This is a genomic window from Nostoc sp. C052 (assembly GCF_013393905.1).
Lineage (GTDB): Bacteria > Cyanobacteriota > Cyanobacteriia > Cyanobacteriales > Nostocaceae > Nostoc.
This window is the reverse complement of the sequence record NZ_CP040272.1, coordinates 4,633,757-4,647,202: the sequence shown is the minus strand read 5'-3', so window position 1 is coordinate 4,647,202 and position 13,446 is coordinate 4,633,757. Positions and strand designations below refer to the sequence as shown.

General features: G+C 41.9%; 8 protein-coding genes. 5 read left to right on the top strand and 3 right to left on the bottom strand.

What is annotated here, in order from left to right:
- Window positions 1–225: 225 nt before the first annotated feature.
- Both FD723_RS19170 and FD723_RS19165 read left to right on the top strand, forming a co-directional pair.
- Window positions 226–2,430 carry a CHASE2 domain-containing protein gene (locus FD723_RS19170; protein WP_179066753.1) on the top strand — a complete coding sequence of 735 codons (2,205 nt, stop codon included), beginning with the start codon at window positions 226–228 and terminating at the stop codon, window positions 2,428–2,430.
- Window positions 2,431–3,170: 740 nt separating this feature from the next.
- On the top strand, window positions 3,171–3,407 hold the full coding sequence (locus FD723_RS19165; protein ID WP_179066752.1) for a hypothetical protein: 237 nt from the start codon (window positions 3,171–3,173) through the stop codon (window positions 3,405–3,407).
- Between the two features lie 145 nt (window positions 3,408–3,552).
- On the opposite strand, the gene nadB is transcribed toward FD723_RS19165, so the two are convergent.
- The 3 genes from nadB to FD723_RS19150 all read right to left on the bottom strand — a co-directional run bounded on the left by nadB (window position 3,553) and on the right by FD723_RS19150 (window position 7,441).
- Window positions 3,553–5,229, bottom strand: a complete 1,677-nt coding sequence (gene nadB / locus FD723_RS19160) for an L-aspartate oxidase (protein WP_179069198.1) — start codon at window positions 5,227–5,229, stop codon at window positions 3,553–3,555.
- 167 nt (window positions 5,230–5,396) lie between these two features.
- Window positions 5,397–5,825 carry a photosystem II complex extrinsic protein PsbU gene (gene psbU / locus FD723_RS19155; RefSeq protein WP_179066751.1) on the bottom strand — a complete coding sequence of 143 codons (429 nt, stop codon included), beginning with the start codon at window positions 5,823–5,825 and terminating at the stop codon, window positions 5,397–5,399.
- A gap of 833 nt (window positions 5,826–6,658) precedes the next feature.
- Window positions 6,659–7,441, bottom strand: a complete 783-nt coding sequence (locus FD723_RS19150; RefSeq protein ID WP_179066750.1) for a DUF3120 domain-containing protein — start codon at window positions 7,439–7,441, stop codon at window positions 6,659–6,661.
- A 670-nt stretch (window positions 7,442–8,111) separates the two neighbouring features.
- Here FD723_RS19150 and FD723_RS19145 point away from each other — a divergent pair.
- The 3 genes from FD723_RS19145 to FD723_RS19135 all read left to right on the top strand — a co-directional run bounded on the left by FD723_RS19145 (window position 8,112) and on the right by FD723_RS19135 (window position 13,364).
- Entirely contained in the window at window positions 8,112–8,936 is an 825-nt protein-coding gene (locus FD723_RS19145) for an undecaprenyl-diphosphate phosphatase (protein ID WP_179066749.1), read from the top strand.
- 194 nt (window positions 8,937–9,130) lie between these two features.
- Window positions 9,131–10,468, top strand: coding sequence for a TIGR03279 family radical SAM protein (locus FD723_RS19140; RefSeq protein WP_179066748.1), 1,338 nt, complete (start codon window positions 9,131–9,133; stop codon window positions 10,466–10,468).
- A 97-nt stretch (window positions 10,469–10,565) separates the two neighbouring features.
- On the top strand, window positions 10,566–13,364 hold the full coding sequence (locus tag FD723_RS19135; protein ID WP_179066747.1) for a family 10 glycosylhydrolase: 2,799 nt from the start codon (window positions 10,566–10,568) through the stop codon (window positions 13,362–13,364).
- Window positions 13,365–13,446 lie beyond the last annotated feature (82 nt).

Below are 13,446 nucleotides of genomic sequence, written 5' to 3'. Positions count from 1 at the left end.
CGTCATTTTAAATTTTGATTCCGCCTTGCGGTACTAGCTCCCATTTAGTCAGAGCATTGGCCTTAATATATGGTAATACATCAGAAATACTACGATATCTTGAAGAACCTTGCTGAGTTAAAAAAAACTCTTAGAAACTCTATTTAGCTCCCACTTGAGCTATGTTAGTCCGATAGTTAATAGCTATAGGAAATAGAGAATATTTCTCTCTATTAGGTAATGGGAATGAATCAGCAGCTAGGCAAGCGTTTTGTGAAGTTCATCTTTGAACTAAAACAATCGCTTAGTCGAGGACACAGAGAATTAATTACTGCTGCCAGCGTTGCAATCTGCGTCTTGCTTTTGCACTCTATTGGATTATTGCAATCTTTAGAGTTACCAGCTTTGGATCAATTTTTTCGCTTACGTCCAAATGAACCGCCAGAAAATCGTATTACGATTGTAGTGATTGATGAGGCCTCTTTAAACGAAGTAGGTTCGTGGCCGATTCCAGATGCGAAAATTGCCCTGTTGTTGCAAAAATTAAATGTCCACAAACCCCGTGCTATTGGCTTAGATATCTACAGAAATTTGCCAGTAGAGCCTGGTAATCAAGAACTGCGTAATGCTTATCAAGTAATGCCCAACTTGATTGGTATTGAACTACTAGCAAATGACAACAACAAAAACTTTAGTGTTTTGCCTCCACTGGGACTGAATCAGGATCAAGTGGGCTTTAATAACGTGCTGTACGATCTTGATGGCAAAATACGTCGCAGTTTGTTGTATTGGCACGTTAAAGGTCAGGTACATGAAAGCTTTGCCCTGAAGTTGGCTTTATTGTATTTAAAGTCAAAGGGAATTACTCCCGCCAAAGCAAAAAGTAACCCTGAGTATTTGCAATTGGGTAAGGCAGTATTTAATCGTTTTGAGGCTAATGATGGTGCTTATGTGGGAGCTGATGACAGAGGCTACCAAATTTTGGCTAATTTTCCTAAACCTAAATGTCAAAGTTCATCTAGAGAATTTTGTAGTTTTCGTCAGTTATCGATCAGAGATGTACTGGCAGGTAATGTCAAAGAAAACTTAATCAAAGATCGGATTGTACTTATTGGTTCCACTGCACCCAGTCTTCAGGATTTTGTATTCATTCCCTACTCCAGCAGTCTCATGGGTACGGCAAAGCCTGTACCTGGTATTCAACTGCAAGCTTATTTTATTAGTGAGTTAATCTCTGCTGCTCTTGATGGACGACCATTAATCAAAGTCTGGCCTGACTTGGTAGAATACTTGTGGATTTTTATCTGGTCTTATCTGGGAGCCGTAACGACATGGCGGATACAAAACGCAACTAAGAGCTTGCTTTGTATCCTAGTTTCTTGCTTGATATTGATCCTGACTGCATACCTTGTTTTCTTGCACGGTTGGTGGATACCGGTCATTCCCTCACTGTTGAGCTTTGGCTGTTCCGCGATTTGGACGATCAGTCATATTGCCCATATCCAAGAAGAGTGGAAACGTTCTAAGGAATTTTTGCATCACGTCATCAACACGATTCCCGATCCCATTTTTGTAAAAAATGAACAACACCAGTGGATTGTTTTAAATGAGGCGTATTGTCGATTTATCGGTTATCCGAATAAGTTGTTAATCGAAAAGTCAGACTATGACTTTTTCCCTAAACATGAAGCTGACGTATTTCGCCAACAGGACGATCTGGTTTTTCGGACTCAACAACCCCAGGAACATGAAGAAGAATTTACCAATGCTGATGGTCAGACTTATCAAATTGCCACTAAGCGATCGCTCCATAAAGACTCAGCTGGCAATTTCTTTTTAGTTGGGGTAATTCGAGATATTACTCAGCGCAAGCTAATGGAAGAACAGCTGAAGCGTACTGCTGCTGAACTATTCCGCTCTAACAATGAATTAAAACTCAAAGAAGATCACTTACGTTATTTAGCTTATCACGACCCCCTGACAGGTTTATCTAATCGCAAATTTTTTGCTGAACAACTTTACGAGTCATTACATTGGGCGCAACATAATAACTTGTTGCTGGGACTGCTGTTTATCGATCTAGATGGCTTTAAGCAAGTCAATGATAATCTGGGACACGAAACGGGCGATCGCTTACTAATGACTGTCGCTGGAAGACTCAGCAACTCTTTACGTGCTAGTGATACAGTTTCTCGTTTAGGTGGCGATGAATTTACTATAATTTTACGGGCAATTCCTAATGTCCAAATAGCTGCTAAAGTCGCTGAAAAAATTTTAAGCAGTATTACCAAGCCAATTGTTTTGGACGGCTATGCAATCCGAATCTCTGCCAGTATTGGCATTAGTGTTTATCCATACAACAGTCAAGACAGTGAAACTTTGATGAAACAAGCAGATGCAGCAATGTACCGTGCCAAGCGCCTGGGTAAAAATCGCTACGAGTTTGCTTAGTTAGTCAAGGTCAAGCCTCCAGATTTTGTTTCACTTTAGTTAAAATTTTTACCCTCAAATTTATAACTGTTGACTGGAGATACCTCTGAGGCGCTGTTTTGAACAGCATAGCTTATATACTTTGTCGGTAAGATGTATACCTGGCAAGGCTTTTTACTTGAATACTAAAGCTGATAATTCATGTAAGAAAGGAATTATTCATCAGAGTTAATTATAAAAACAGATATTTAATGTAAATATTTACACTTCAAAAAATATACTTGTACTGCCTCGTTTTATTACGTGTTTCAGAGTCCTATAGTTTTTAAATCCTTATAGAATAACAATTATATTGTTTTATCTTCATATATCTTTACTCTAACTAAAGATTAACTATACAATCAAATAAGTATTATTTAATATTTTCCTGAACTCATTATTTATTGAACATAGTGTTTATACTTATAAATATGAAGCTATCATTAATAAATGCTTAATTAGGCAGTATGCTCACAGCGATCCATCAACATATCTAACTTTAGGCTGATGTAGAAACGGCTAATTAAGAATATTACTTAAGTATAAATACTATTTAATACCAGCAGATTAAGGTTAATATCTAAGCTAACACCACAGCCACTTATACATTACCAACAGTAATTTAATAAAGTTAAAATATTTTTTCAAAAAATTCAGTAAATATACTGTGGGAAATAAAAAAGACATTTTAAGATGAAAAATTAGTAAATTTACTGAAAGCTATGAAAACTAACTTCCGAATTACAAAGTTGATGATATTCTGTATAGGTGCTTACATACTAATACCAAAAATTGCCGCTTGTACAGGTACATTCAGTGCTGAAAATGCTAGCGCTTTTGGTGCTACCAGCAGTGATACCTTAATAGCCCGCAAAGCCAATTCTGAAAATATAAAAGACATATATATTCCACCAAATTATGGTGGCCCCGACAGTCATAATGGTAGTGGTACTCGCTGATGGCAATTTTGGATTTTAGATTGTGGTAAAGCAGAAGGATAAGGCAGCTATGGTCTTGGACACAACATCCTTTACTTAGCGGCTCGTTGAAGAATATTGTGCTTTAGGGCTGCTGAAAACTATCAGGCTTTTTAAAGCATTTTATTCAAGACAATAGTGGAGATTTCCACCAACGATGTGTTTGTACAAGTGTGTGGACTTGCCAATTTGGGTCTGCTTGAGGATAATCTAAACGGTAGTGTCCGCCTCGGCTTTCGGTTCTAAAAGCAGCACTTTTGAGAATTAAATCAGCCACATCTAATAAATTGCGGGTTTCTGCCCAAAGTCCCAATTGCCGTTCAACGTCTGGTAGGTCAAAACTAGCTGGTTCTGCTGGACGTAAAGTCAGCAAAAATTGACTTAAAGGCAAAGCAGCGAAATCTTCTTGCCAAGATTCAATAGTAGCGATCGCAGTTTCTAACCTTGATTGTTCTCGACAAATACCAGCATTTTCCCACACTAGACGCGGTAACTTCTCCCTAAGTGCTTCTAGCTGTGCTTGCTGGATTTGCCACTCACTAGCATCAGGACTAAATTTTCTTAATGGTAGCGTTGGTGTTTCTGATGGCAACCCAATATTTTCTAACTCAATTTCGCCCATCTGGGCCCCAAACACAATACATTCCAACAGGGAATTACTAGCAAGGCGATTTGCCCCATGCACTCCAGTACTAGCGGTTTCACCCACTGCGTACAAACCGGGAATATTGGTGCGATTCATCAGATCCGCAACAATTCCACCCATCCAGTAATGGGCGGCTGGCGCTACAGGAATTGGTTCGTGGAAGACATCAACGCCCCAATGTTGACAAACTTTGATGATGTTGGGAAAACGGTGACGAATCTTGTCGGCGGGGATGGGGCGCATATCCAACCATACATGGGCAGTAGCCAAATCAACGGCGGTACGTTGTAAATGGCTGAAAATTGCCCTACTGACTACATCTCTGGGTGCAAGTTCACCGGCAGGGTGGTAGTCAAAAGCAAAACGTCGCCCTTCATTATCAATCAGGTGTGCCCCCTCGCCGCGTACAGCTTCGCTGATCAAGAAGCGATCGGCACCAGGTTTCGTGAGGGCTGTGGGGTGAAATTGAACAAATTCTAAATCGCGGAGGATCGCCCCAGCACGAGATGCGATCGCTACTCCATCACCCGTACTCACCGCCGGGTTAGTTGTTTGGGCAAATACCTGACCGCCGCCGCCAGTTGCCAGTACCACAGCACCAGCTTTTATCCAGGTGATTTTACCTTGATAAAACAGGCTAATTCCCTGACAGTGACTAGTTTCAGGTTCAATCCACAAACTCAAAGCCAAAGCTTGCTGAATAACTTGAATATTCTGGCGGCGTAATACTTGGGCGGTGAGGGTGGTAGTAACTTCCCTCCCTGTGGTATCCGCAGCGTGGAGAACACGGCGGCGAGAATGGGCGGCTTCTAAAGTTAAAGCTAGGGCTTGACCCTGACGGTCAAAAGCTACCCCCAAGTTAACTAGGGATTGAATACAGCTAGGGGCATGTTGGGCAAGGAATTCGACGGCGGCGCGATCGCACAAACCGGCACCCGCCTGGATCGTATCTTCAATATGTAGCTTGGGAGAATCTTCTGGGTCTACCGCTGCCGCAATGCCACCTTGCGCCCAATCACTGGCAGACAAAGCAACAGTTTCTTTGGTAATCAAGCCGACTCGTAAGGATTCTGGCAAACACAACGCTGTGTATAATCCGGCAGCACCAGCGCCGACGACTAAGACATCAAATTGGCTAGGAATATCTATCTGAGACAAGGTAATGGGTATGGGGAAGTTAGGAGTTAGAAGTGAGGAGTTAGAAGTGAGGAGTGAGGAGTTTTGAATTTTTAACTCATAACTCATAACTCATAACTCATATCATGCCCCACTCCCTAGAATCAGGAGTGGGCTGCTATTTGCTACATTAAAAACTGCATGTGCAGTTATCTGTAGATACCGTTGTTAAAGCGATCGTCTCCTTCGTTGAAGGCAGGCTCTAGTTCTGTGACGGTGAATTTATCCAGGTTGGCTTGCAGGGTTTGTTTTTGGCGATCGCTCAATCCTGGAAGATCCAATACTTCCTCTACCGTTTTGTAGGGGGCATTGGTGATGATTTTCTTAGCCAGTGTGGGATAAAGCCCTGGAAACTGTTGAAAAGCCCGGACGTTGGTATTATTCAAATCAATTTTTTTACCAAATTCCGTTCCTAGTTTAGCGTCTGCCCGATTCTGCCGCTCAATTGCCAAAACTGGGACTTGTGGAAAAGCAAAACTATTGAAACTAGCAGCTTGGGCTATCTGAGTTGTTCCCAACAATCCCCAGCAACTAAGTAACAAACTAAACACTGTTAATAAACGCGCCAATCTTTTCACGATTTTCTACCTCTTTCCATCAAACAGAAATAAAAGTTTAAAGATAACAGCAGTCATTAGTCATTAGTCATTAGTCATTAGTCATACCCTACGGGAAGCCGCTAATGCGTCTACGTGAGAACGCCAAGGAGAAAGGACAAACAACAAAGGACAAAAGCTGATACCTTAATCAACACACAGCAGTCATCAGAAACTAATATACAGCGTATTAATATCCACAATATTTGCCGTTACTGGGTTTGAATGTACTTTTGCCAAAAATTATCATTGTGGGAAGAGTACCTGCATCGCTGCAATAGTGTTGTATCCACGATCCTGTCAGCATTTCCAGCTAGGCGAAATCTTTTCAGGGTGGCTGATTCTACCTCCCAAGTAGATACGAAACTGTGCGATGTCTAATACCAAAAATCCACCAAAAAAGACTTGATGGTGAGGGATTGTTATGTAATATTTCTTAACTAATTAATCATCTACAGCATCATTTTTGATGTGCCGTAGATTGGGCTGGGAAAAGTCAACTTAAGCCCTGACGAATGGAATGAGACTGTTGGTCATTGAACCCTCACCCCTAAAACATTGGTTTGGCGTTGCTTTCCCGCCCTGAGATAAATTTCGGGCTAATAGCTAAGGTCCGTTGAAACGGACTGAAATTAGAGTAATCAGGAATGATGGGTTAGATCCTTTATTAATTCGCCAACAGTCTCATAGAATTCGTGGCTACACTGGCATTGTCCGCCTCTGCGGACTAAAGTCAAATTAAGGGTTTGAAACCCAGGATCGGTAGCTTTTGTTTGTATAGACGCGATTTCTAACCACCCGTTTCACTGCTTCCTTCACGCTGCGATCGCTGCTAACAAGAATAGGCTATCTACCAAAATTGTACTCAAAACTGCGCCACCAAAGGCATACCAGTGTCTCTGCTTTCGACCTAATAAAGGTAAAATACCGACTGTTAACAGCACTAGAGCAAGAATGATTGCCCAACTTTGTCCCCAAGGTGTTTGTACTTGTATGAGGGCATTTTGTAAGATTTGTGGTGCTAACTCTGCATCTACTCTCATGATTTGCCGCCAATAGGGCATCAAATCTACTGTATAAAAATATATATCTGTTAAAACTGTACCGAGTAAAGAACCTAAATAAAACCAGTTACCCACCTTGCCCCAATTCTTGAAGAGACACCAGCAAGCAAAGGGTAAACCTATAGATTCTACTGGCAGATGCCATGCAGGTTCCCAACGTAACCAACCCCAGTAAATCGCTCCTGCTAACCAACTCCAGCTAAACCCTAAGAGCAAATCCCCCCAGACGTAAGTTGCAGGACGTGACATTAAGGTAAAACTGAGCCACACCCAAAATGCTGTTAGCGCTAAACTCAGACTTGGTAGCGATCGCACTATTGGCGCTTCTATAAATACTGGTACTGATACCAAAAACACTGCCGCTGCAAACACTAACCAAGTTTGTCTCCCAGAAATAGATAAGGGGAGAGAGGGAGAAAAGGAAAGTGTAGATTCCAATTGCCTGACACTCTTCTGCCCAGTATCAGCTAAATCCAACTCGGTATTAATAGAAGGGGTAGAAGCGGCGTAAGACGACAGTGTATTATTAATCAAAGTTTTTAATATTTGTTACTAAACTTTATCTTATTTAAGATATCACACTTTAAAATCCCCCCCTGGGGCATTGTAATTATACTGAAATTTCTGCGATCGCTGGTGTCAACCAAAGAAAACATTCTTGTATTATGTACAAAACTCCTCTGTAGTTCCTTTTCAGGAGTGATAGGGGCACGGCAATGCCCATTGGTGTCAACTGAAGCTGGAAATAGCTTATCTATTGGCTTTCATACCCGCCCGGAAATAAATTTTCGGGCTAATAGCTTAAGTCTACTGAAGTAGACTGGAGATTTTTGGCGATATTTAGTCATCTTCAGATGACTTTAGCTATGAGACGGGAATTTCAATTCCCGGCGGACAAGCAGCGTTTTCACGTTAAGTTGACACCAATGGGCAATGCCCTGCCCCTACTCGTGATGTAATGTTGTACCGCATCTGAATAGGAACCGTTATAGTGCGCTAAATATTAAAGTTTGATGAATTTCCAAAATTGCGTTGACTTATTGAGGTGGGTGTAAGAACATAGTCAGCGTCTTCGATGATGTTATTGATCGGTAAAATTGAATTTTCTAGAAGATTAGGTGCAATAAAGAGTATAGAAAGCAACATCATCAGCTAAACAATGTTCACAATGATCTCTAGAACGGGAAAAAGGTATTAATTGTATATGGAGTTTATCCAAGCTTTTATTTTGGGTATTGTTCAAGGTATTACAGAGTTTTTGCCAATCAGCAGCACAGCACATCTTCTGATTGTGACAAAGGTATTGGGCTGGAAAGAACTAGGATCTAAAGATTTTGTTGATGCGATTCAATTTGGCAGTGTTGTAGCAATTGTGTTTTATTTTTGGTCGCTGATTTCTAGTATTGTCAAAGGTGGAATTGAAGCACTAAAAGAGAAAGATTGGCAACGAGAAGAATGGAAAATTCTTGTCGGTATTGTAGTAGGAACAATGCCCGCCTTAATTTTCGGCTTTCTTTTAAAAGATATTTTACCTGAGAGTGCATTAATTATTGCCATCATGTCAATCATCATGGCACTGGTACTAGCTTTGGCAGAAAAAATTGGCACTCGTAAGCGAGGTTTCGATTCATTGCAGATTCGCGATGGTATTTTAGTTGGATTAGGACAAACACTTGCTTTGATTCCGGGTGTTTCTCGTTCTGGTTCGACGTTGACAACTGCCTTGTTTTTAGGATTAGAACGCGATACAGCAGCAAAATTCTCATTTCTGTTAGGGTTTCCAACTCTTACTATTGCTACCCTCTATAAAAGCCTGAAAATATTCAAGTTGTTTCAAGCCCATCAGTTGCCAGATAATATTGTCGGGCTATTAATTGTAGGGATTATTTCAACCTTTATTTTTTCCTACCTATCAATCGCATTTTTGATCAAATACTTGCAAACCAAAAATACTTTGATTTTTGTTTGGTATAGATTAGCATTCGGTAGTTGTATCTTGCTAGCGATCGCAACAGGTTGGAAAGGATAATCAATTAGTCATTGGTCATTGGTCAAGACTCGTTTGTATACAGTACAATCTGACCTTTCTTCTTTTTAGGAGAAAGGCTTTAAATCTTAACCCCCTTCCCTTATAGAGAAGGGGTTACTCTTGTTAGGTCTGTATTGAAATCAACACAGAAGCGCTATAATGCCCAATGCCCCATTCCTAATGCCCCATACCCAATGACTATACATCCTGCCCGAATTACTAAAGTTCTTCCAGACTCAATAGCCGCAGAGATTGGCTTTGAAGCCGGGGATGCGATCGTTGCAATCAATGGCACACGTCCCCGTGATTTAATTGATTATCAGTTCTTGTGCGCTGATGAAGTCTTGGAATTAGAAGTTTTAGACGCCGCGGGTAAAACTCATAACCTAGAAATTGAAAAAGATTACGACGAAGACTTGGGGTTAGAATTTGAAACTGCCCTATTTGATGGCTTAATTCAGTGCAATAACCGCTGTCCATTTTGCTTTATTGACCAACAGCCACCAGGTAAACGCACGAGCTTGTATTTAAAAGACGACGATTACCGTTTGAGCTTTTTGTATGGCTCTTATCTTACCCTGACCAACTTACCAGAAAGAGAATGGCAGCGGATTGAACAAATGCGCTTGTCTCCGTTGTATGTTTCTATTCATGCTACTGAGCCGGAAGTGAGAATTAGACTGCTGAAAAATCCCCGTGCGGGACAAATCTTGCCACAACTCAAGTGGTTTCAAGAAAGACGACTACAAATTCATGCTCAAGTAGTTGTTTGTCCTGGTATAAATGATGGCAAACACCTGGAACAAACTCTCAAAGATTTAGCGTCCTTTCATACTGGTGAAGTGCCTGCGGTGGCATCGGTGGCAGTTGTGCCAGTTGGGTTGACAAGGTTTCGACCTCCAGAAGATGAACTCACACCCGTAACTAGAGAAAAAGCTCAAGAAGTGATTTCTCAAGTGCAAATGCTCTCACGGCAATTTCGGCAAAAATTCGGTTCCAGCGTTGTTTGGTTAGCCGATGAGTGGTTTTTGATTGCAGGTGAGGAATTACCCAGCGAATCTGAATATGAAGAATATCCTCAAATTGATAATGGAGTTGGTTCAATTCAATTATTTATCAAGCAATTTGCCACCGTTGCAGCAGAATTATTGCCGCCAAAAGTTTATCCTCAGAGAAAATTCACTTGGGTAGTGGGCAACGCTGTAGAAAAAGCATTTCAACCAATTTTGAAACGCTTAAATTTTGTTGAAGGTTTAGAAGTCAATATGCGTGCTTTATGTAGTGATTATTGGGGACAAACTATCAGCGTAACTGGGTTACTCACTGGTCATGATTTGCTTTTAAACTTAGAAGGTCAAGATTTAGGTGATGGTATTCTGCTACCGAATGTCATGTTAAAAAATGGGGAATTAGTATTTTTAGATGATATGAGTATTCAGGAATTAGCTAGTAGACTAAATACAAACATTTTTCCAGTAGCAGGAGTTGAAGATTTAATTAAAACATGTATTTTCAATTCCGCTCAGATTTAGTTATCAAAGATCCGTTGTTCTTCGGAGGTAATTTATTGTTATGCTGGATGATAAATAAGAAGTAATGCCTAAGAAATAATCCACTGAGGAGTCAGTAGTGAAGAATCAGGAAAAGTATCACGAAAAGGCAAATTTAAAAATAAAAAAAGCCGGATTCTTCATTTTAAGTTTTAAGTTTTTAATTTTAAATAGTTTTAATATTTTGCCAGTAATGGCAGCGACCGAAGAACCTGTATTGAGCGTAGTCTATGGTCAAGAAAATGCAAATCAATGGAAAGGAATAAGCGATCGCTTACAGGCAATCGGGGTGAAATATTGTGTAATTCCCTTAAATGATGTCAAGAGTGGGGCAGATTGGGGCGATCGCCGGGTATTATTTTTGCCAAATGTTGAGACATTGACACCAACCCAAGCGATCGCCCTAGAAGAATGGATGAGTAAGGGAGGGCGTTTAATTGCCAGTGGCCCTATAGGTAGCCTGTCATCGCCAGGAGTACGGCAGTTATTGCGATCGCTCTTGGGAGGTTATTGGGGATTCAGTCTCAGTGATACAGAGCAAATTCAAGCCGCAAAAACCAATATTCCAGAATGGGCAAATCAAACTGGACTCTTTGGCAAAGTTCGCGGCGGCGTTGTAATTCCTAACGATATGGGTACTGAATCTGCTGCTGTTTGGAATTCCAAAGATCATCCTGCCGCAGTCGTGACAACTGAGCGTTCCACCTTTTTGGGCTGGCGTTGGGGAACAGATGCAGCCTCAGCCACCGAGTTAGATAATGCCTGGTTAAAAGCTGCTCTCAATCACTATTTGACAGCACCAGCGCCATCAAATCGCATGAAAAAAATAGCCGGAGGTTCCCAAAACTGCTCTACGACAGTGGCGGCTGTACCCTCCGAGCAGGAGAGCAGGGGGGCAGAGGGGCAGAGGGGCAGTTTATCTCCCTCATCTCCTCCATCTCTTCCGAAAACTTCCACCGCTCCTATACCTAGACCGATGACTATAGTCAAACCTCCAAGTTCTCAAGAGGCTATCGATCAGTTGGAACAAGCAGTGCGTCTAGATGTTGCACCCAACTCCAATGAGCCGATTGACAACAACCAAGCGATCGCCCTCCAGCAAGAGCTAGAAAATCTGATTGGTCGCGTGGAAAGCGCTCATTTAGCCGTGTTGGCCGATGCGGCTAATGTTGGTGAAGTGATATCTGAGGAAAAGCAGACTTCTAGACATCTACGCAATTACGCCCCCCAGTCTGTCAAAGAGCAGCCGCCGCAATTGGCCTCAACTAAATTGGGGCGGCTAGTTATAAGTAAAGACCAAGCCTTAGCACAGGTAAGGGTAATTGCCAAAAATTTACCCCTATTGATTGCCCAAAAAAACTACGCTTTGGCTCGTCAGCAATGGCTAGTTGCTAAAACGACTTTGTGGCAGCAGTTTCCTGTCGATCGGAGATTGGCTCAACCAGAAATTCGGGCAGTTTGGTTAGATCGAGGGACAATTGTTCGTGCTGGTAACAAAGCGGGACTAGCCCAGGTTTTTGATCGCCTCGCCCAAGCCGGGATTAATACCGTCTTCTTTGAAACCGTTAACGCTGGCTATACAATTTATCCGAGCCAAGTGGCAAAAGAGCAAAATCCATTAATTCATGGGTGGAATCCACTAGAAGAAGCAGTGAAATTAGCCCATGAGCGAGACATGGAATTACACGCTTGGGTTTGGACTTTTGCTGCTGGCAACCAACGTCATAATGAAATTCTCAACCTCAATCCTAATTATCCAGGGCCAGCACTGGCGGCTCATCCAGATTGGGCAAACTACGATAACCTTGGCAACATGATTCCCGTTGGGCAAACTAAGCCATTCTTCGATCCAGCCAACCCCGAAGTGCGGCAGTACTTGCTCAAACTGTTTGAGGAAATTGTCACTAAATATAACGTTGATGGTCTACAGCTAGACTACATTCGCTATCCTTTTCAAGACCCATCAGCAGGTCGAACCTACGGCTATGGCAAAGCTGCAAGAGCGCAATTTCAGCAACTTACTGGTGTAGATCCAGTGAATATTTCTCCTAGCCAAGCAGACTTGTGGCAAAAGTGGACGAAATTTCGCACCGAGCAAGTTGATAGCTTTGTCGCCCAAGTATCAGAAAAGTTACGACAAAAGCAACCGAATTTAATTTTGTCGGTTGCTGTATTTCCTTTGCCAGAACAAGAACGGATTCAGAAAATTCAACAAAACTGGGAAACTTGGGCAAGGCGGGGGGATGTAGATTTAATCGTTCCTATGACTTATGCTCTGGATACTTCCCGCTTTCAACGATTGGCCCAACCCTGGATTGCCTCAAAACAACTAGGAGCTACCTTGTTAGTACCGGGAATTCGCCTGCTTTCTTTGCCAACAATCGGGGCATTCGATCAACTTCAGTTGGTAAGAGACTTGCCAGTTAGTGGTTATGCACTCTTTGCCGCAGATAATTTTAACAACGATCTCCAAAAACTTTTTAATAGCACTCAAGGTAGGATTCAATCTACAACAACTGAACCGATTCCTCACCGCCAGCCTTTTCAAACTGCCGCCATCCGTTACACCGCGCTGCAACGTGAATGGAAATTTGTTTTTCAAAATGACCCACTACAAAGGCCTGCTCAGACAATATCAGATTTTAACAACCAGGCAGAAGTTTTACGCACTGCTTTAAATCAGCTCGCTGCTTCCCCTTCTGCTAGTAAGCTGTTAGTGGCAAAAGCCTCTCTAAGTCGCTTCCAGTCTCAATTTCGGGTATTGATGAGCCAAGAAATTAAGTCGAATTCCTATCAAGTCAAAGCTTGGGAAAATCGGCTTGTAACTATAGAAAGGCTATTGCGTTATGGTGAACGGCGGGTGCAGTTGCATCCTTAGTCAAGAAGTAGGGGAACAAGGGAAAAAGCAGGGGGCAGGGAGAAGGGAGCAGGGAGAAGAATTTTCCCCTCAGCCCCCTGCA